Here is a 19823-nt window from a genome sequence, read left to right as displayed (position 1 = left end):
CCGAGAGGTACGAAAACCCGACTTCCACATCGCAAAATCAGACCGAATGTCGTTATTGCCGCCCCATTTCCGGCGCTCTCCCCACGGAACCGACACCCGACGCCCACCCCCGACCCCTCTCACCCCGCACAACCGGTCGAGAACCCGCCGCCGCCGGCGACCACAACCGGGACCCGACCGGCACCACCCCGACCACCGCCCGCACACGACAAGCCACCGCCACCACCAAACGACAACGACGACGACAAAGGGCCCGCTACGAAGAATTCGTAGCGGGCCCCACGCAAACCGTCGGCGAGGTCTCAGACCTCCACGACCACCGGCAGAATCATCGGCCGGCGCCGATAGGTGTCGGACACCCACTTGCCCACGATCCGGCGCACCTGCTGCTGGAGCTGATACGGCTCCGCCACACCGTCGGCGGCCGCCTTCTGCAACATCTCCTCGATCTTCGGGATCACCGCGTCGAAGCGGGCGTCGTCGATGCCCGATCCACGCGCGGTGATCGTCGGTCCGCCGACCACCTTGCCGGAGGAGGAGTCCACGGCGAGGAACACGGACACGAAACCCTCCTCGCCCAGGATCCGACGATCCTTGAGCGAGGACTCGGTCACGTCGCCCACGGACAAACCGTCCACGTAGACGTACCCGGCCTGCACCTTGCCGGTGATCTTGGCGACACCGTTGACCAGGTCCACGGTGAGGCCGTCCTCGGCCAGCACCACCCGGTCCTTGCGCACGCCCGTCTTGATGCCCAGGTCGGCGGCGGCGCGCAGGTGGCGCCACTCGCCGTGCACCGGCATCAGGTTGCGCGGCCGGGTGAGGTTGAAGAAGTACAGCAGTTCACCGGCCGAGGCGTGGCCGGAGACGTGCACCTTGGCGTTGCCCTTGTGCACGACCTTGGCGCCCCAGCGGGTCAGCCCGTTGATCACCCGGTAGACCGAGGTCTCGTTGCCCGGGATCAGCGAGGACGCGAGCACCACGGTGTCGCCCTCGACGATCCGGATCTGCTGGTGCGAGCGGTTGGCCATCCGCGACAGCGCCGCCATCGGCTCGCCCTGCGAGCCGGTGCACACAAGCACCACCTCGTCCGGCGGCAGGTCGTCCAATGTCTTGACGTCCACGACCAGCCCGGCGGGAATCTTCAGATAGCCGAGGTCCCCGGCGATCTTCATGTTGCGCACCATCGAGCGGCCGACGAAGGCGACCTTGCGCTCGTAGGCGTAGGCGGTGTCCAGCACCTGCTGGATGCGGTGCACGTGGCTGGCGAAGCTGGCCACGATGATCCGCTGGTCGGCGTCCGCGAAGACCCGGTCGAGCACGCTCGCGATGTCCCGCTCGGCCGGGATGAAGCCGGGCACCTCGGCGTTCGTGGAGTCCACGAGCAGCAGGTCGATGCCCTCGGTGCCCAGCCGCGCGAACGCGGGCAGGTCGGTCAGCCGGTTGTCCAGCGGCAACTGGTCCATCTTGAAGTCGCCGGTGTGCACCACGGTGCCGGCCTCGGTGCGGATGGCCAGCGCGAGCGCGTCCGGGATCGAGTGGTTCACCGAGATGAACTCGCACTCGAACGGACCCAGGCGCTCGATGTCGCCTTCCTTGACCTCGAGCGTGTACGGCCGGATCCGGTGCTCGGTGAGCTTGGCCTCGATGAACGCGAGGGTCAGCTTCGACCCGATCAGCGGGATGTCGGCCTTCTCCCGCAGCAGGTACGGGACCGCACCGATGTGGTCCTCGTGGCCGTGCGTCAGGATGATCGCCTCGATGTCGTCGAGGCGATCCCGGATCGAGCTGAAGTCCGGCAGGATGAGGTCGACTCCGGGCTGCTCCTCCTCGGGGAACAGCACCCCGCAGTCGACGATCAGCAGTCGGCCGTCGAACTCGAAGACGGTCATGTTCCGGCCGATCTCGCCGAGACCACCCAGCGGGGTGATCCGAAGGCCGCCCTTGGGCAGCACCGGCGGCGGGCCGAATTCGGGATGAGGATGGCTCAAGTTCTCTCCTCGCCACGTGCCGCCGCCCGGCCGTCTTGGACGGCCGGACGGGGACGCGCAAAAGCTCGTGTTCGGCCCGGGCGGATGTGGTACCCGCCCGGGGCACTACTTACAGATATTCCTGTTTACAGCTCTACCCCACCCGCCGAGAGATCCTGCCTCAGCTGCGCGATCTGGGCCTTGGAGGCCTCGATCAGCGGCAGCCGCAGCGGCCCGGCGGGCAGGCCCTGCAATCCCAGAGCGGCCTTGGTGAGGATCACGCCCTGGGTACGAAAAATGCCGGTGTACACCGGAAGAAGACGCTGGTGGATCTCGCGCGCCTTGGCGACGTCGCCGCCGACGTAGGCGTCGATCATCGCGCGGAGCTCCGCCGAGACGAGGTGCCCGACCACGCTCACCACACCGACCGCGCCGATGGACAGGAGCGGCAGGTTCAGCATGTCCTCACCGCTGTAGTACACCATGTCGGTGCTCGCCAACACCCTGCTCGCGGACGCGAGGTCGCCCTTGGCGTCCTTGTTCGCCACGATCCGCGGGTGCTCGGCGAGCCGGATCAGCGTCTCGGTCTCGATCGGCACGGCGCTGCGGCCGGGGATGTCGTACAGCATCACCGGCAGGTCGCCGGCGTCGGCGACGGTGGTGAAGTGCCGGTACAGGCCCTCCTGCGGGGGCTTGTTGTAGTACGGCGTGACCACGAGCAGACCGTGCGCGCCGGCGGCCTGTGCCTGCCGGGCCAGCTCCACCGAGTGCCGAGTGTCGTTGGTGCCGACTCCGGCGACCACGAACGCGCGATCGCCCACGGCCTCCAGGACCGCCCGGACCACTTGCTCTTTCTCCGCGTCGCTCGTCGTGGGCGACTCGCCGGTGGTGCCGTTGACGACGAGTCCGTCGTTGCCGGCGTCGACAAGGTGGGAGGCCAGGCGCTGGGCGCCGGCAAGGTCGAGCGCACCGTCGGCCGTGAAGGGGGTCACCATCGCGGTGAGGACCCGGCCGAAGGGGGTCTGGGGGGTAGACGTCGGAGCCATGGCCCAAACGGTACCGGGCGCACACCTGACCTGCGGGTAGCACCCGCCCTATGAGACTTCGACGGCCCGTGCGGAGCAGTCCCGGCGTCGGCGCCGCACCGACGCGGCCCGAGCGCGCCCCGGACAAAAACAAGGACCAGGCGCTGCCCGCTCGGGGGTTCGAGCAGCGCCTGATCTCTTTCAGTATCGACCACCACGGGCGAAACCTTAGGGATTCGGGCGAAAAATTTCTAATGTCACCCTATGTGCCGATTTGACCACTCGGACGGCTCAACCCTACGGCGCGACCCGGCCGTTCGTGTTGAACGCCGCGTAGGTCAGCGGCATGAGCTCGGCCCACGCGGCCTCCATCCGCTCCGCGACCATCTCGATCTCGCGCTGCGGGAACGACGGGAAGGTCGCGTCGTCGCGCTTGGTGCGCAGCCCGAGGAAGTGCATCAGCGAACGCGCGTTGCAGGTCGCGTACATCGACGAGTACAGGCCCACCGGCAGCGTGGTGCGCGCCACCTCGCGTGCGACGCCGGTGTCCAGCATGCGCTGGTAGCCCGCGTAGGCGGCCGCGTAGGACTCGCGCGTCGCGTCGTCCACCGTCTTGTACTGCTCGGGGGTCCCGTCCACGAAGACATAGGCGCCGGGCTTGCCCTGCTGGACCAGCTTGCGGTCCTCGGCGGGCACGTAGAACACCGGCTGCAGCTCGCGGTAGCGGCCGCTTTCCTCGTTGTACGACCAGCCGACGCGGTGCCGGTGGAACTCGCGAAAGACGAAGATCGGCGCGCTCACGAAGAACGTCATCGAGTTGTGCTCGAACGGACTGCCGTGCTTGTCCCGCATCAGGAAATTGATCAGCCCCTTGGACCGCGAGGCGTCCCTTTCGAGCTCGTCGAGGGACTTCTCCCCCGCCGTGGAGACCCGAGCCGCCCACAACACGTCCTGGTCGGCGGCGCTGTGCTTGATCAGCTCCACCGTGACGTCGCTGCGAAAGCGGATGGCGGACGGATTCTCCTGGGGTGTCTCGGTCACGCGGGGTGGCTCCTCGTCGATCTGATCCCGGTGGGGTGGGCGCCCCAGCCTAACCACGCCCACCGGCGTCGCCGGACGCCGTGGCCGAGCCGCCGGCCGTCGGCGTGGACCGGGGTACCACCACGGTGGTCGGCTGCGTCGACGGACCCTCGGCGGGCCTGGTGGGAGCACCCGCGGGCAACGCCACCGAGGTCTCGAAGGACACCTTGTCCAGGCGGGACATGAACGGTTGCACCTGGATCAGCAGCTTGCCGACGTACTCCCGGGGCACCGCGAAGTTGTAGGTGATCACCGTGTCGGCGTTGCGCGCCGCCTGCTCCGGACCGCTGCGGGCGGGCCCGACCTTCGCGGCCGCGCACGGCAGCGCGTCCGGCCCGGCGTACAGCGTCACGGCGAACAGGTCGGCGAGCAGGTTCGAGCCGGTCCGGTTGGCGTAGCGGATCGGGACCGAGACGTCGACCGTCTCACGCTTCTCGTTCGGCACGCTCGCGGTGCGGGTCACCACGAGCGGCAGCGTGGCCACCGTCAGACCGTTCGAGTAGGTGTGCGATCCCTGCTTCTGCGGGACCTGGGCAGGCGGGGCGGAACCGCCGGTGGGCGGCGGCGCGCCCGGCGTCGAACCGCCCGTCGGGTTCTTGTCCGGCAGGTCCGGCGGATTGCCGGTGGCGCCCGCGGGGGCCGTCCTCGACTTCTCGTCGTCGATCGTCGGACCCACCATGCAGCCGCTCGCGAGCAGCGCGACCACCGCGCATGCCGGGGCGATTCGTCGGATCCGGACCCCCATGACCATCCTTCGCTGCCGCGCCCACCAATCCTTGCCGGACAGCGTCGCACGCCGCGCACGAGGGCGGCAGCGCCTTCGGCGCGTGTCGCCCACGCGTGTGCGCGTTCGGCGAGCGCGGGACACGGGCCGCCCGCGCGCGCGAGAATCGGCCGAACTCGACGATGGGGGCGCCACATGACCGATCCGTACGTACGCCCGGCCCACGCCGGCGACGGTGCCGAGTTGGGTGCCGCGCATGCCCGGGCCTGGCACGACGCCTACACCGGGGTGTTGCCCGCGGCCGCTCTGGAGGCCGCCACGCCCGACGCGCTGGCCGCCGAGTGGGAGGACGCGGCGCTCGCGCCACCCTCGCCCCGGCACCATTTGCTGGTCGCCTGCGCGGGCTCGACCGTGGCCGGCTTCGCGGCCCTGGTGCCCGGCTCGGACGAGGATCTCGACCCGGCGCGGGCGGGCGAGTTGGCGATCCTGGTGATCGACCCGCCGCGGCAGCGCGAGGGCCACGCGTCCCGGCTGCTGACGGCCGTTGTCGCGGACGCGGCGACGGACGGCGTGGAAACGTTGGTGACCTGGGTTCTGGAGAGCGACAAGCCGCTGTACGACTTCCTGGTCGGCACCGGTTGGGCGCCCGACGGCGCGACGCGCGAACTGTGGGTGGACGAGCCGGGCGGTGCGGTGATCCGACAGGTGCGATTGCACACGGCGGTGGCCGATCCGCGGTGATCGGGAATCGGTGGGCGAAACGGCCGAGCGGCACGGCGAACACCACATCGATGTGCCATTGAACAAGGTAAGTCAGCCGTCTTAACGTGGGCGCCGTGAGCCGAACTCCGACCCGCGAGCGCCTTCTGCTCACCGCCGAGCGGCTCTTCGCCGTGCACGGAATCGACGCGGTCTCGCTGCGACAGATCAGTGTCGCGGCGAGTCAGCGCAACAATTCCGCCGCGCAATACCACTTCGGCGACAAGGAGGAGTTGATCCGGGCGATCTTCGGATTTCGGCTCACCACCGTCAACGCGCGCCGCGAGGACCTGGTCCGGGAACTCGTCCGGGCCGGGCTCGACCGGGAACCGAGGGCGTTGGCCGAGGCGATGGTGCGCCCGCTGGCCGAACAGATCGACGTCGGCGGCAGCTTCTACCTGCGTTTCCTGGCCCGAGTGCACCAGCACGTGGGCGCGACCACGTACGCGCTGCCGGCGATGGGCCTGGAGGGCAGTTCGCCGGAGTTCGGGCGCCTGATCGACCTCGCGCTGGGACACCTGCCGGTCGCGGTCCGGCGCAACCGGCTGCGGCTGGGCGGCAGTCTGGCGGTGCACGCGACCGCCGATCGCGAGCAGCGCGTGCACGAGGGGCAGGCGCAGGACGTGCTGCCGCCGGCGGCCTTCGTGGCGGACCTGGTGGACGCGGTGGTCGGCATCCTGGCCGCGCCGGTGTCGGCGCAGGTGCTGGCCGCGTTGGAGCCCCCGACGGGCCGGCCGGCCCGGGCCGGTTAGCGGAGCCGACGCGGGCCGATCGGGCGGGGTGTCGAGACGATCAGGCGGAGCCGACGCGGGGTTTGCCCGCGTGCAGCCGGATCGCGGTGAGCATCGCCCGGCGCCCGCGCGCGTTGTCGCGCGCGTCGCCGTACGCGACGGCCAGCCGGTACCAGACCCGCCAGTCCTCGGGCGCGGCCTCGGTCTCGGCCTTGCGCCGCTCGAACACCTCGTCCGCGCTGTCCCGGTCGACCCGGCCGCCCGGAGTGCGGCTCAACTCGTCCGGCGGCAGCGCGCCCTCGGCCTCGAGTTCGCGGGCGAGCCGCTGCATCGCGAAGCCGAAGCGCACCTCGCGCCAGATGTACCAGGCGCCGACGACCGGCACGAGCAGGATCGCCAGGCCGAGCACGATGGTGACCGGTTCCCCGTCGCGGATCGCGATCAGGCCGCGACTGCCGACGAGGAACACGTAGAACACCAGAACCGCGATCAGCACGAGCGCGGTGACACGTTGTTTCACGATGGTCAGTCCAGGTCGAGGAAGTGTTCCAGGCCCACGGTCAGGCCGGGCGCGGAGACCACGCGACGCACCCCGAGCAGCACGCCCGGCATGAAGGACGTGCGCTGGAACGAGTCGTGCCGGATGGTGAGCATCTCGCCCTCGTCGCCGAGCAGGACCTCCTGGTGCGCGACCAGGCCGCGCAGCCGGACCGCGTGCACCGGGACACCGTCCACCTTGCCGCCGCGCGCGCCGTCCGGGTCGTCCACCGTCGCGTCGGGCATCTGCCCGAGGCCCGCCTTCCCGCGTGCCTCGGCGATCAGCTCGGCGGTCCGGCGGGCGGTGCCGCTGGGCGCGTCCAGCTTGTTCGGGTGGTGCAGTTCGACGATCTCGGCCGACTCGTAGAACCGGGCCGCCTTGGCCGCGAACTGCATCATCAGCACCGCGCCGATGCCGAAGTTGGGCGCGATCAGGATGCCGGTCTCCGGGCTCTTCGCGAGCCACTCGCGCAGTTGCGCCAGCCGGTCCGGAGTGAACCCGCTGGTGCCCACGACGGCGTGGATGCCGGCGCCCGCGCAGTATTCGAGGTTGCCCATGACCACACCCGGGTGGGTGAAGTCCACCGCGACCCGCGCGCCCGCCTCGGCGAGGTCGGCGAGGTCGTCGCCCTCGTCGACACGCGCCACCAGTTCGAGGTCGGCCGCGGCTTCGATCGCCCGGCACGCCTCGGAACCCATGCGGCCGGCCGCACCGATCACACCCACCCGGATTGCAGTCATGATGTCGCGCACTCTCCAGTCAGCGGAATTTCGCATCGATCAGGGTTCGATCAGCGTTCGACCAGACTTCGATCGCACGTGATCGCACTTCGATCAGGCCGACGTGGCGACGAAGTCCGCGTCGTCGGCGAACGGTCCGACCACGGCAAGCGTGGGTCGCGCGGCGAACAGTTGCCCCGCCACGTCGTGGATCTCGGCGGCGGTGACCGCCGCGATCCGGGCCAGCACCTCGTCGACGGAGAGGTGTTCGCCGTAGACGAGTTCGCTCTTGCCGATCCGACTCATCCGCGAGCCGGTGTCCTCCAGGCCCAGCACGGTCGAGCCGCGCAGTTGCCCGATCGCCCGATCGATCTCGTCCTGCGGCAGGCCCTCGCGGACCACCCGGTCCAGTTCGGTCCGGCAGATCTCGATCACCTGGCGGGCCTTCTTGGGCTGGCAGCCGGCGTAGATGCCGAACACGCCCAGGTCGGCGTAGCCGGAGTGGAAGGAGTAGACCGAGTAGGCCAGGCCGCGCTTCTCCCGGATCTCCTGGAACAGCCGCGAACTCATCCCGCCGCCGAGCGCGGTGTTGAGCACGCTGAGCGCGAACCGCCGGTCGTCGTCCCGGGCCAGCCCGGGCATGCCCAGCACCAGATGGGCCTGCTCGGTCGGCCGGTTCAGCAGCCGTACGCTGCCGGCCGAACGCACGCCGCGGCCGGCGGCACGCGGCGCGGAGGGCACCGCCGCCTCGTCCACGCGCACGTGCGCGAACGCCTTCTTGACCAGGCGGACCACCTTGGCGTGGTCGATGTTGCCGGCCGCGGTCACCACCATGTTCGGCGCCTTGTAGCGACGCTTGTAGTAGCCGCTGATCTGGGTTCGGGTGAGCGCGTTGATCGACTCGACCGTGCCCAGCACCGGACGACCGAGCGGGGCGTCGCCGAGCATCGCGTCGTAGAAGAGCTCGTGCACGAGGTCGCCGGGCTCGTCCTCGTTCATCGCGATCTCCTCGAGGATCACGCCGCGTTCGGCGTCCACATCCTCGGCGTCGATCAGCGAGCCGGTCACCATGTCGCAGATCACGTCGATCGCGAGCGGGAGGTCGGTGTCGAGCACGCGTGCGTAGTAGCACGTGTACTCCTTGGTGGTGAACGCGTTCATCTCACCACCGACGGCGTCCAGCTCGGCCGAGATCTCCAGCGCGTCGCGCTTCTCGGTGCCCTTGAACAGCAGGTGCTCGAGGTAGTGCGAGGTGCCGGCCAGGGCCGGGGTCTCGTCCCGCGAGCCGACCCCGACCCAGATGCCGAACGTCGCGGAGCGTACCGACGGCATGTTCTCGGTGATCACCCGAAGGCCGCCGGGCAGGACGGTGCGGCGGACGGCACCGGTGCCGTCCGCGTCACGCAGCAGGGTCTTCGTGGAACCAGGCCGCTGCGCGGACGCAGCGGCCTGGATCTTCGACGAGGAGGACGTCACTTGGCGGCAGCGTCCTCGGAGGCCTCGGCGTTGTCTTCGCCCTCGATGACCGGGACGAGCGACAGCTTGCCGCGCTGGTCGATCTCGGCGATCTCGACCTGCACCTTGTCACCGACCTTGATCACGTCGTCGACGTTCTCGACCCGCTTGCCGCCGGCGATCTTGCGCAGCTGCGAGATGTGCAGCAGACCGTCCTTGCCGGGCATCAGCGACACGAACGCGCCGAACGTGGTGGTCTTGACAACCGTACCCAGGTACCGCTCGCCGACCTCGGGCATCGTCGGGTTGGCGATCGCGTTGATCGTCGCCCGCGCGGCCTCGGCCGAGGTGCCGTCCGAGGCACCGATGTAGATCGTGCCATCGTCCTCGATGGTGATCTCGGCACCGGTGTCGTCCTGGATCTGGTTGATCATCTTGCCCTTCGGGCCGATGACCTCGCCGATCTTGTCCACCGGGATCTTGACGGTGATGATGCGCGGCGCGAACTGCGACATCTCGTCCGGCGTGTCGATGGCTTCCATCATCACGTCGAGGATGTGCAGGCGGGCGTCCTTGGCCTGCTTGAGCGCACCGGCGAGCACCGACGCCGGGATGCCGTCGAGCTTGGTGTCGAGCTGGAGCGCGGTGACGAACTCCTTGGTGCCGGCGACCTTGAAGTCCATGTCGCCGTACGCGTCCTCGGCACCGAGGATGTCGGTCAGGCACACGTACTCGGTCTTGCCGTCGACCTCGTCCGAGATCAGACCCATCGCGATGCCCGCGACCGGCGCCCGGAGCGGCACACCGGCGTTGAGCAGCGACATCGTGGACGCGCAGACCGAGCCCATCGAGGTCGAGCCGTTGGAGCCGAGCGCCTCGGACACCTGACGGATCGCGTACGGGAAGTCCTCGCGGGCCGGCAGGACCGGGAGGATGGCGCGCTCGGCGAGCGCGCCGTGGCCGATCTCGCGGCGCTTGGGCGAGCCCACCCGGCCGGTCTCGCCGACCGAGTACGGCGGGAAGTTGTAGTTGTGCATGTAGCGCTTGCGCGTCTCGGGCGAGAGCGTGTCGAGCATCTGCTCCATGCGCAGCATGTTCAGCGTGGTGATGCCCAGGATCTGGGTCTCGCCGCGCTCGAACAGGGCCGAGCCGTGCACCCGCGGGATGACCTCGACCTCGGCCGACAGGGTGCGGATGTCGGTCAGACCGCGACCGTCGATGCGCACCTTGTCGCGCAGCACGCGCTGACGCACAAGCTTCTTGGTGAGCGAGCGGAACGCGCCGCCGATCTCCTTCTCGCGACCCTCGAACGCCGGGAGCAGCTTCTCGGCGGCGAGGTCCTTGACCCGGTCGAGCTCGGTCTCGCGCGCCTGCTTGCCGGCGATGGTCAGCGCGGCCGACAGCTCGTCGGTGACCGCGGCGGCGAGCGCCTCGAAGACGTCGTCCTGGTAGTCCAGGTAGACCGGGAACTCGCCGGTCTCCTTGGCGGCCTTCTCGGCGACCTGGACCTGCGCGGCGCACAGCGCCTTGATGAACTTCTTGGAGGCTTCGAGGCCGTCCGCCACGACCTCCTCGGTCGGCGCGTCCGCGCCGCCCTTGACCAGCTCGATCGTGCCGGTCGTGGCCTCGGCCTCGACCATCATGATCGCCACGTCGCCGTCCTCGAGCACACGGCCCGCGACGACCATGTCGAACACGGCGCGCTCGAGCTCGGTGTGCGTGGGGAAGCCGACCCAGGTGCCGTCGATGAGCGCCACCCGGACGCCGCCGATCGGGCCGGAGAAGGGCAGGCCCGCGAGCTGGGTGGACATCGAGGCCGCGTTGATCGCCACGACGTCGTACAGGTGGTCCGGGTTGAGCGCCATGATCGTCTCGACGATCTGGATCTCGTTGCGCAGGCCCTTCTTGAAGGACGGACGCAGCGGACGGTCGATCAGGCGACAGGTGAGGACGGCGTCCTCGGACGGGCGGCCCTCACGACGGAAGAACGAGCCGGGGATCTTGCCCGCGGCGTACATGCGCTCCTCGACGTCCACCGTCAGCGGGAAGAAGTCGAGCTGGTCCTTCGGGCGCTTCGAGGCGGTCGTGGCCGAGAGCACCATGGTGTCGTCGTCCAGGTAGACCACGGCGGAACCCGCCGCCTGCCGGGCGAGCCGGCCGGTCTCGAAGCGGATGGTGCGGTTGCCGAACGTACCGTTCTCGATGACGGCTTCGGCGAAGCTGATGTCGGGACCCTCCACGGGTGCCCTCCTCGTTCGTTTCGAGGGAGGTCCGCGGCGCATGACGCCTGAGGGCCGGCCGAGCCGGTCTTCGATCGAAGCACCCGGGTGCGTTACCCGGGGGCCACTACCGAGGACCGGCGCTGTAGGTCGGCGCCTTGGTCGCGACGCGGCGCTCCCAGTTCTCTGTCGTGTTCGTCTTTGTTGCGCGTGCGGGACACAGCCTACAAAAAGCCGGGTCCGGATACGGCGAAGGAGCGGCTTGCGAAAGCCGCTCCCCCGTCGTGTGTTACTAGCGGATGCCGACGCCGCTGCGGCGGATGCTCAGGCGGTCCGTCAGCGTGCGGTAGCGCTCGATGTCCTTCTTGGCCAGGTAGCCGAGCAGGCGACGACGCTGGCCGACCAGGAGCAGCAGGCCCCGGCGGCTGTGGTGGTCGTGCTTGTGCTCCTTGAGGTGGGCGGTGAGCTCGTTGATGCGGTAGCTCAGGATCGCGACCTGCACCTCGGGGGAGCCGGTGTCGCCTTCCTTGGTGGCGTAGTCGGCCATGATCTGCTTCTTCGTTGCGGTGTCGAGCGACACGTGTTCTCCCTCTGCAAGGTGGTGAGCGCTTCCGGTCTGACTCACGGAGGCAACTGGGCTCACATGGTGCGGGCGCGCGGCCCGTGGGCAGCGCGCATCCCGGGCACGCGGCTCCGGGATATGGACAACCCTAGCAGGAGCGCTTCAGGCCGTGATGTTCCGCAGTTTGTCATACAGATCCAGAACGGCCAGGCACAACGGGACGACGGACACCATCAACATGCCTTCGAACAGGTCCAGCATCCGTCCCCAGAACGGTGACAGGCCACGCGAGGGCACCGTGCCGGCGATGATCGCCAACAGGGCGCCGACCGCGCACGCGAGCGCGAAGATCCAGCCCTGGCGCTCCACGTCCGGGATTCGGGTGTCCAGGGCCAGGCCGACGAAGAGCGTGGCCAGGCCGAGCAGGCCGGCCGTGTACAGCACGGTGACCTGCGTGGTGTGCCGGAACAGGCGGGCTCGGCACAGGGTGATCAGGGCGAGGACTGCGGTCAGGATCCCGGTCCACAACGTGTCCGCGTTGCCCAGGACGACGCAGGAGGCGACGATCACCGCGCCGCACGCGCCGGTGAGGCCGCTGAGCATCCGGTGGCCGTCGCGGGCGCGGGCGGCGATGTCGGCGTGGTCGACGGTGTCGCTCCGGCGGGCGGTCGGCGCGTCCGCGGGCAGGAAGCCGATCGGCAGGCGGGCGAGTCGCGCGGCCCAGGAGGGCAGGAACGCGATCGCCGCGACGCCGACGGTGCCGGCGACGGCGGCCGTCTCGCGCGGGCCGCCGGCGAAGGCGATCAGGCCGAAGGTCGCCAGTGTGCCGAGCGCGCCGGCGCCCGCGGCCGCGATGTACACCGCGCCGCGTTCGGGCAGCAGCGCGGCGATCAGGGTGGCGACCGGCAGGACCGCGACACACGCGGCCAGGAACTGCACCCGGCCCGGGCCCTCGTGTCCCGGCGGTTCGATCGTGCCCAGTCCGGCCAGGAACGCGTTCGGCAGCGCACCCAGGCCCAGCACCGCGCCGCCCACCCGGTCCCCGTACACCCGGGACCGCACGCCGGCGACCGCGGTCAGCACCAGGGCCGTCGAGCCGGCGGCGACGGCGGGCAGGCCGTGCGGCAGGGGGGCCATCCGCAACATCGCCGGAGTCCACAGCCGGTGGTCGCCGGTGACGGAGGTCGCCACCGAGTCGGCCACGTCGTCGTAGACCGGCGGCGGGGGCACGTCCGCGAGCGCGGTGAAGCGCAGCAGTTCACCGTCGCGGACGTGCTGCCCGGCCAGGGTGAGCGCGCTGTCCAGGGGTGCGCCGTCGAGCCGGGTGAGCCGGAAGCCGGTCACCGCGCCGTTGCGCTGGGTCTGCCCGGACAGCCGGAGGATCTCCGGGTACAGCTCGGCGAGCGGGACCTCCTCCGGCAGTGCGAGGTCCACGCGGCGATCCGGCGCGATGACGGTGATCCGGGCGAACCCGGTGGTGACCGTCGTGGTCGTGGAGTTCATCGGTGCGGACTCCCTCCTGGGCACTGCCCCTGGTCGTCGCTGCCCTTGCCGGTCGTTCCCTGCCGATCGCCGGCCGTGCCGGTCGCCGGCCCGTGCGCCGAACCGTGCCCCGCGGCGCCGAGGGTCCGAGACGACGAGGCACTCTATATACGCCGCGTTACGATTCGCCACCGAGCGTCGATGAGGCGGGTAGGATGCGGCGCACGCACGAACGGCTCGACCGGCTCGCCGGGCGGGCGGGGACGACGCCCCCGACCGGCTGGGTCGACTCACCTCACCTGCTCCTTTCCGTGTTCCGCGGTGGGCTCGATCCGTGTCCAGGGATCCTCGCGACGGATGAGGCTGATGCACCGTGACCGTGGTCATCGTCAAACGCCCGCCCAGGGTGTTGCCGCCGCCTGTGCCGACGGAGGAGATCCGGCTCCAGGCACCACCCGAACCGGAGCGCCCGGCCGACCGGAACCGGCTCATGAGCGTGCTCCCGATGATCGGCATGCTGGGGTCCGCGGGCTTCTTCTTCATGCCGGGCGCGCCCAGGATGATGATGGTCATGGGCGGCCTGATGATGATCTCGTCGCTGGTCATGGCGGTCGCCAACATCCTCACGTCGCGCGACGGCGACCGGGTGCGGATGCTCGACGCCCGACGCGACTACCTCGCCTACCTCGCGCAGCAGCGCAAGGAGGTCCGCCGGACGGCGCGCAGGCAGCGCGACGCGCAGTTGTGGACGCACCCGGACCCGGCGCAGTTGTGGTCGGTGGCCGCGGGTGAACGGCGGATCTGGGAACGGCGGGCCGGTGACGCGGACTTCGGTCAGGTCCGGGTCGGGATCGGCCGACAGCGGTTGGCCACGCCGCTGGTGGCGCCGAGCACGGCACCGCCGGCGGAGTTGGAGCCGCTGTGCGTGGACGCCCTGGGCCGCTTCCTGCGCGCCCAGGCGACGCTGGACGACCTGCCGATGGCGGTCTCGCTGCGCTCCTTCCCTCACCTGACCGTCTCCGGCGACCCGGAGCGGGTGTACGGGCTGACCCGGGCGATGGTGGGCCAACTCGCGGTGTTGCACTCGCCGGACGACGTGCGCGTCGTGGTGGCGACCGACGCGAACTCGCTGCCGCGCTGGGACTGGCTGAAGTGGCTGCCGCACACGCAGCACCCGTCGTTGTCCGACGGCGCGGGCTCGGTCCGGATGATCGCGGACGACCTCGGCGAGATCGAGGAGTGGCTGGCCGAGGATCTGGCCGGGCGCTCGCGGTTCACGGCCGGCGCGCGGCCCGTACCGGACCAGCCGCACCTGCTGGTGGTCCTGGACGGCGGCGGCGTGCCCGTCGACTCGGTGTTGGCGGGCACGGACGGTCTCCAGGGTGTGACCGTCGTCGAGGTGCTCCCCGGTCCGCCGGCCGAACCGCGCGGCGGTCTGGCGATCATCGCCGTGGGGGATCGACTGACCCTGGAGTCGACGACCGGCACGTACGAAGGGGTGCCCGACTTCCTGTCGGCGGCGGACGCGGAGGCGCTCGCCCGCAGACTCGCGCCACTGCGACTGTCGGCCGACGACGACGAGCCGCTGCCGGCCAACCTGGACTTCACCGACCTGATGGGCATCGGCGACGCCACCCGGATGGACGTGGCGCGGACCTGGCGGCCGAGGCCGCCGAACGACCGGCTGCGGGTGCCGATCGGGATCGGCCGGAACGGCGAGCCGATCATGCTGGACATCAAGGAAGCGGCGAAGGGGGGCATGGGGCCGCACGGCCTGTGCGTCGGCGCGACCGGCTCCGGCAAGTCGGAGCTGCTGCGCACCCTGGTGCTGGGCCTGGCCACCACGCACAGCTCGGAGATCCTCAACTTCGTGCTCGCCGACTTCAAGGGGGGCGCGACCTTCTCCGGGATGTCGGGCCTGCCGCACGTCGCGGCGGTGATCACCAACCTGTCCGACGATTTGACCCTGGTCGACCGCATGCACGACGCGATCACGGGCGAGCTGAACCGGCGGCAGGAGTTGCTGCGCTCGGCGGGCAACCACGCCAATCTGCACGACTACGAGCGGGCCCGGGTGGCCGGTGCGGCCCTGGAGCCGCTGCCCTCGTTGATGATCGTGATCGACGAGTTCAGCGAACTGCTGACCGCGAAGCCGGACTTCATCGACATGTTCCTCCAAATCGGCCGGATCGGCCGCTCGCTGGGCGTGCATCTGCTGCTCGCGTCGCAGCGTCTGGAGGAGGGCCGGTTGCGCGGCCTGGACACCCATCTGTCCTACCGCATCGGTCTGCGCACCTTCTCCGCCGCCGAATCGCGCGCGGCGATCGGCGTACCGGACGCGTACCACCTGCCGTCGGTGCCGGGCTCGGGCTACCTCAGGTTCGATACCGAGTCGATGGTGCAGTTCAAGGCCGCGTACGTGTCCGGGGCCCATCGGGCCTCCGGCCGGGTCCGGCGCGACCGCTCGGGTGTGCCGATGCCGGTGGTGTTCGGCAGTCGGTGGACGGCCGCGGACATCTGGAATCGGCACCCGGACCCGCCCCCGGGGCCCGAGCCGGAACCGGACGTCGACAGCGCGCTCGCGGACACGGTGCTGGACGTGATCGTGCGTCGGATGGCCGACCAGGGTCCGCCCGCACACCGGGTGTGGCTGCCGCCGCTGACCGAGTCGAACTCGGTCGACCGGATGTTGCCGCCCTTGCGTGCCACGTCGGAACGTGGGCTGTGCGCGCCCGACTGGGGCGCGAACGGCCGTCTCGTGGTGCCGCTGGGCCTGGTGGACAAGCCGTTCGAGCAGCGTCGCGACGTGATGTACGCCGACCTGTCCGGCGCGGCCGGCCACGCGCTCGTCGTCGGTGGCCCGCGCAGCGGCAGGAGCACCCTGCTGCGCACCATGATCGCCGCCTTCGCGCTCACCCACACGCCGTCCGAAGTCCAGTTCTACGTCCTGGACTTCGGTGGCGGTGGCATGGTCGCGCTGAGCGATCTGCCGCACCTGGGCGGGGTCGCGGGCCGGCTCGACGCCGAGCGGGTGCGCCGGATCGTCGGCGAGGTGAAGGGCATCCTGAACCGGCGCGAGGAGATGTTCCGGGTCGCCGAGATCGACTCGATCGACACGTTCCGCCGACGCCGCGCCGCCGGAACGTTGCCGGACGAGGCATGGGGCGATGTCTTTCTGGTCGTGGACGGCTGGTCGACCCTCAGGAACGACTTCGACGTGCTGGAGGCCGAGATCACCGACATCGCCGCGCGCGGTCTGGGCTACGGCGTGCACGTCGTGCTCACCGCGTCGCGGCATCCGGAGATCCGGCCCGCGCTCAAGGACCGGATCCAGACCCGGCTGGAGTTGCGGCTCGGCGAGACGATGGAGTCCGAGGTCGACCGCCGGCTCGCGGCGAACGTGCCCACGGGCGCGCCCGGTCGCGGTCTGTCCCCGGACAAGCTGCACTTCCTGGCCGCGCTGCCCCGGATCGACGGCTCCTCGACGGCCGAGGACCTGGGCGAGGGCATGGCCGCGATGGTCGGCGCGGTCAAGGCCGCCTGGGCGGGGCCGCTCGCTCCCCCGGTGCGGGTGTTGCCGATGCTTTTGCCCTACGAGCAGTTGCCGACGCCCGTGCAGGTGCCCGGTCGGGGCATCCCGATCGGCGTGGACGAGCAGACGCTCGACCCGGTCTACCTGGACTTCGGTGTCGACACGAACTTCGTGCTGTTCGGCGAGAGCGAGTCCGGCAAGACCAACTTCCTGCGGCTGCTCTCGCGCGGCATCTCCGAGCGGTACACGCCGGCCGAGGCCCGGATCATCGTCTCCGACTACCGGCGCACGCTCTTGGACGCGGTCCCGGAGTCGCACCTGCTGGAGTACGCCGCGGCGGCGCCGGCGCTGACCTCGTTCATGAACGAGATCCGCGGCGGCATCGATCGCCGGCTGCCCGGGCCGGAGGTGACCCAGGAGCAGTTGCGCAACCGGAGCTGGTGGAGCGGTCCGGAGTTGTTCCTGCTGATCGACGACTACGACCTGGTCGCCTCCTCCGCCGGCAACCCGGTGGGCGCCATCGCCGAGTTCCTGCCGCTGGCCCGCGACGTCGGCCTGCACCTGATCATCGCCCGCAGCACCGGCGGCGCGGGCCGCGCACTGTACGAACCGGTTCTGCAAAAGCTCCTCGACCTGGGCACCTCCGGCCTGATCCTGTCCGGCAACCGCGACGAGGGCCCCTTGATGGCCAACGTCAGGCCCGCCCGACTACCGCCGGGACGTGGGCAGTTCGTCTCCCGCCGACGCGGCGTGGCCCTGATCCAGACGGCCTGGCTCGCCGACGACCGACCGAGCCGGGCCGGGTGTGCGGGGTGACAGGCCGACCTCGGTCGGCACCGCCGCCGCTCGCCGGCCGGCAGGCACACCGCCTACCCGCCACCCCTACGGCCGGCCGCGGGTGCGCCGGCCGCGGGCGTCACGGACGACGGTGGCCGCGCAGACGACGACGATGGTCAGACCGACGGCCGGGAACAGGAGCACGGAGGCCTGACGGCGGTCGCGGTCGACTCGGGTGGGACCGTGCACGAGCGGGGCGACGTGGACGAGTTCGGTACCGCGGTCGATCCGGGGGTCGGGGACCGGGCTCGATGCCGGGACCACCGTGGAATCGAGCGCGCGCAGCGGGTCGACCACGCCCCAGCCGACGCCGTCCACGCGGCCCGCGGCCCCGCGCTGTGCGGTCTGTTCGATCAGCGTGACGACCTGGGCCGCGGTGTAGTCCGGGTGCGCCGAGCGGATCAGTGCCGCGACACCCGCCACGTACGGGGTCGCGAACGAGGTGCCGTCGCCTCGGCAGTGGCCGCCTCCGGGCACCGTCGACCACACGTCCACGCCGGGCGCGAGCACGCCCACATACGGCTTGTTCTGCGAGAACGGCGCGCGCTCGTTGTTGCGGTCCGAGGCGCCGACTCCCAGAACTCCCGGGTACTTCGCGGGCCACGAGTCGAGGTTGTCCTTGTCGCCGGAGTTGCCGACGGCGGCGACCACCACGACCTGCCCGACGAGCGCGCGCCGGATCGCGTCCCGCAGCCTCGTGCCCGGCTCCCGGCCGCCCACCGTGTCCTGCGAGATGTTGATCACCGAGGCGCCCGCGGCCACCGCGTGGTCGATCGCGGCGGCCAGGCTGTCCTCGTTGCCCTTGGTCGCGTCGTCGCCGCCGTTCTGCCGGATCGGCAACAACATCGCGTCGGGCGCGAGCCCCACGAAGCCCGTGTCCACCCTGGGCGTGAGCCTGTCGCCGGGCCGGGCCGCGATGATGCCCGCAGCCATCGTGCCGTGGCCATTGTCGTCGTCGGTGCCGTTGGCCCGGCCGTTGAAGAAGTCCTTGCCACCGGCCACGACCGCAGGGCCCAACTGCGGGTTGTCGTCGTCGATCCCGCTGTCGATCACCGCGACCGTGACGCCCTTGCCGGTGGCCTTTCGCCAGACCTCGTCGAGCAACACGCGCTGTAGGGACCACGGTTTGCCGGGCATCGGCTTGGCCGGGAACCGACAATCGTCACCCGCGAGCAAGGCGGTACCCGCTCGCCCGACATACACCGACTCACGCTCCGCCGGCACCGAGCCCATCGCCCCGACCGGCAACAACAGACCCAACGCGAGCAGAGATGCCCTCCAGCGTCGCCGCACGGCTCGCACCGGTTCGTTCGCCTTCCGGATCACCGCCCCACCGCCCCGCGATCGCGAGCCGACCGGGCCTTTGTCGGTGCTAGCGCCACATCCTGGCGTTGGCGGCCTCGGTCCTGCGGTATGCGTCGGCCGCCCGGGTCAGACCGTCGGCGATGCCGTTCAGCGCCTCCCGCAGACCCTGGGCGTTCCGGTCCCAGCTCGCCTGCTGGACGAGGTAACCCTCGCGCGCGTCACCGGACCACGACTCGGTGACCGGCGCGATGTCCCGCTTCAGGCCCGACTGCATGTCGGCGAGGCGGGCGTCGAGGGCGCGGATATCGGCTGCGGCCTGTTCGAGCGCAGCGAACGTGACAACTACCTGCGACATGCTTTCTCCCCAGTACGAGAGCGGGTACAACCGGCTGCGACCGAGCGCCCCGGCGGCGAAAGGACCGAGCGACGGAGCTCGGTCAGAACATCAACTTCGAGATATTGCCGGACACGGTGGTCTCGGTCCGGTCGTACGCGTCGGCGTTGCGGCCCATCGCGCCGGAGATGGCGTCGAGCGCACGCTTGACCCCGAGCGCCTTCTGTACGGCCTGCTCCTGCAACGGGTCGAATCGGTTCCTGGCGGCACCCTGCCATTGCCCCTCGATCGCGTCGACCTTGCGGTTCATCTCCTGGATCGCCGCTTCGAGTTCGGTCGCCACGCCCTGAACCTTCCTCGACAACTCCGCCAACATCTGCGGAGTGATCCTGAACGCTTCACCTGCCATGTTTCACCAGCCCCCATGAGACGGATGTGCGCGAGGCGAGGTCGTGTCACCCGGGTCGGATCCCCGCACCAACGTCACGGTTTGCGACGTCGTGGGAACTCTAACCGCATTCGAGGACGCCGCCCAAGCGAAACCCTACGCA

16 protein-coding genes are annotated in these 19823 nt (G+C 70.4%); 3 read left to right on the top strand and 13 right to left on the bottom strand.

The annotated features are described in order from the left end of the window. Positions 1-302 precede the first annotated feature (302 nt). The 4 genes from ACZ4FV_RS22505 to ACZ4FV_RS22490 all read right to left on the bottom strand — a co-directional run bounded on the left by ACZ4FV_RS22505 (position 303) and on the right by ACZ4FV_RS22490 (position 4820). Positions 303-1991 (bottom strand): ribonuclease J, encoded by a 1689-nt coding sequence (locus tag ACZ4FV_RS22505; protein WP_395862186.1) that lies wholly within the window; start codon positions 1989-1991, stop codon positions 303-305. Positions 1992-2116: 125 nt separating this feature from the next. After that, positions 2117-3016, bottom strand: coding sequence for a 4-hydroxy-tetrahydrodipicolinate synthase (gene dapA / locus ACZ4FV_RS22500; protein ID WP_395862184.1), 900 nt, complete (start codon positions 3014-3016; stop codon positions 2117-2119). A 276-nt stretch (positions 3017-3292) separates the two neighbouring features. Further along, positions 3293-4036, bottom strand: a complete 744-nt coding sequence (gene thyX / locus ACZ4FV_RS22495; RefSeq protein WP_465323128.1) for an FAD-dependent thymidylate synthase — start codon at positions 4034-4036, stop codon at positions 3293-3295. Positions 4037-4085: 49 nt separating this feature from the next. Continuing rightward, complete coding sequence (locus ACZ4FV_RS22490) at positions 4086-4820, bottom strand: hypothetical protein (protein WP_465323127.1); 735 nt, start codon at positions 4818-4820, stop codon at positions 4086-4088. A 174-nt stretch (positions 4821-4994) separates the two neighbouring features. Here ACZ4FV_RS22490 and ACZ4FV_RS22485 point away from each other — a divergent pair, with 174 nt between their 5' ends. Together ACZ4FV_RS22485 and ACZ4FV_RS22480 are read left to right on the top strand one after the other, a co-directional pair. Then, on the top strand, positions 4995-5540 hold the full coding sequence (locus ACZ4FV_RS22485) for a GNAT family N-acetyltransferase (protein ID WP_395862179.1): 546 nt from the start codon (positions 4995-4997) through the stop codon (positions 5538-5540). 95 nt (positions 5541-5635) lie between these two features. Then, the gene (locus ACZ4FV_RS22480) at positions 5636-6310 is read left to right on the top strand and encodes a TetR/AcrR family transcriptional regulator (protein ID WP_395862177.1); all 675 of its coding nucleotides are present in this window, start codon (positions 5636-5638) and stop codon (positions 6308-6310) included. 40 nt (positions 6311-6350) lie between these two features. Here ACZ4FV_RS22480 and ACZ4FV_RS22475 read toward each other — a convergent pair whose 3' ends face one another. The 6 genes from ACZ4FV_RS22475 to eccD all read right to left on the bottom strand — a co-directional run bounded on the left by ACZ4FV_RS22475 (position 6351) and on the right by eccD (position 13285). Continuing rightward, positions 6351-6809 (bottom strand): hypothetical protein, encoded by a 459-nt coding sequence (locus ACZ4FV_RS22475; RefSeq protein WP_395862175.1) that lies wholly within the window; start codon positions 6807-6809, stop codon positions 6351-6353. A gap of 5 nt (positions 6810-6814) precedes the next feature. Beyond that, entirely contained in the window at positions 6815-7567 is a 753-nt protein-coding gene (gene dapB, locus ACZ4FV_RS22470) for a 4-hydroxy-tetrahydrodipicolinate reductase (protein ID WP_395862173.1), read from the bottom strand. 93 nt (positions 7568-7660) lie between these two features. Next, a complete protein-coding gene (locus ACZ4FV_RS22465) occupies positions 7661-9022 on the bottom strand; it encodes a M16 family metallopeptidase (protein WP_465323126.1) in 1362 nt (453 codons plus the stop codon). Further along, entirely contained in the window at positions 9019-11241 is a 2223-nt protein-coding gene (locus tag ACZ4FV_RS22460) for a polyribonucleotide nucleotidyltransferase (RefSeq protein ID WP_395862170.1), read from the bottom strand. Before ACZ4FV_RS22460 ends, ACZ4FV_RS22465 begins: the two co-directional genes overlap by 4 nt. A 271-nt stretch (positions 11242-11512) precedes the next feature. Further along, positions 11513-11800: a 30S ribosomal protein S15 gene (gene rpsO, locus ACZ4FV_RS22455; RefSeq protein ID WP_020553079.1), complete on the bottom strand. Its 288-nt coding sequence runs from the start codon at positions 11798-11800 to the stop codon at positions 11513-11515. A gap of 144 nt (positions 11801-11944) precedes the next feature. Beyond that, complete coding sequence (eccD, locus tag ACZ4FV_RS22450) at positions 11945-13285, bottom strand: type VII secretion integral membrane protein EccD (protein ID WP_465323125.1); 1341 nt, start codon at positions 13283-13285, stop codon at positions 11945-11947. Positions 13286-13637: 352 nt separating this feature from the next. Between eccD and eccCa the strand changes: the two genes are divergently transcribed. Beyond that, positions 13638-17612 carry a type VII secretion protein EccCa gene (gene eccCa / locus ACZ4FV_RS22445; RefSeq protein WP_465323124.1) on the top strand — a complete coding sequence of 1325 codons (3975 nt, stop codon included), beginning with the start codon at positions 13638-13640 and terminating at the stop codon, positions 17610-17612. Positions 17613-17678: 66 nt separating this feature from the next. On the opposite strand, the gene mycP is transcribed toward eccCa, so the two are convergent. From mycP to ACZ4FV_RS22430, 3 genes are all read right to left on the bottom strand, one after another. Further along, positions 17679-18959, bottom strand: coding sequence for a type VII secretion-associated serine protease mycosin (gene mycP / locus ACZ4FV_RS22440; RefSeq protein ID WP_465323123.1), 1281 nt, complete (start codon positions 18957-18959; stop codon positions 17679-17681). A gap of 46 nt (positions 18960-19005) precedes the next feature. After that, complete coding sequence (locus ACZ4FV_RS22435; protein ID WP_395862162.1) at positions 19006-19293, bottom strand: WXG100 family type VII secretion target; 288 nt, start codon at positions 19291-19293, stop codon at positions 19006-19008. Between the two features lie 82 nt (positions 19294-19375). Beyond that, complete coding sequence (locus ACZ4FV_RS22430; RefSeq protein WP_395862160.1) at positions 19376-19681, bottom strand: WXG100 family type VII secretion target; 306 nt, start codon at positions 19679-19681, stop codon at positions 19376-19378. Between the last annotated feature and the right edge of the window lie 142 nt (positions 19682-19823).

The sequence above is a fragment of the Embleya sp. NPDC025285 genome (assembly GCF_055558835.1).
Note: the sequence above shows the minus strand (reverse complement) of the source record. Positions and strands in the feature narration are given on the sequence as shown.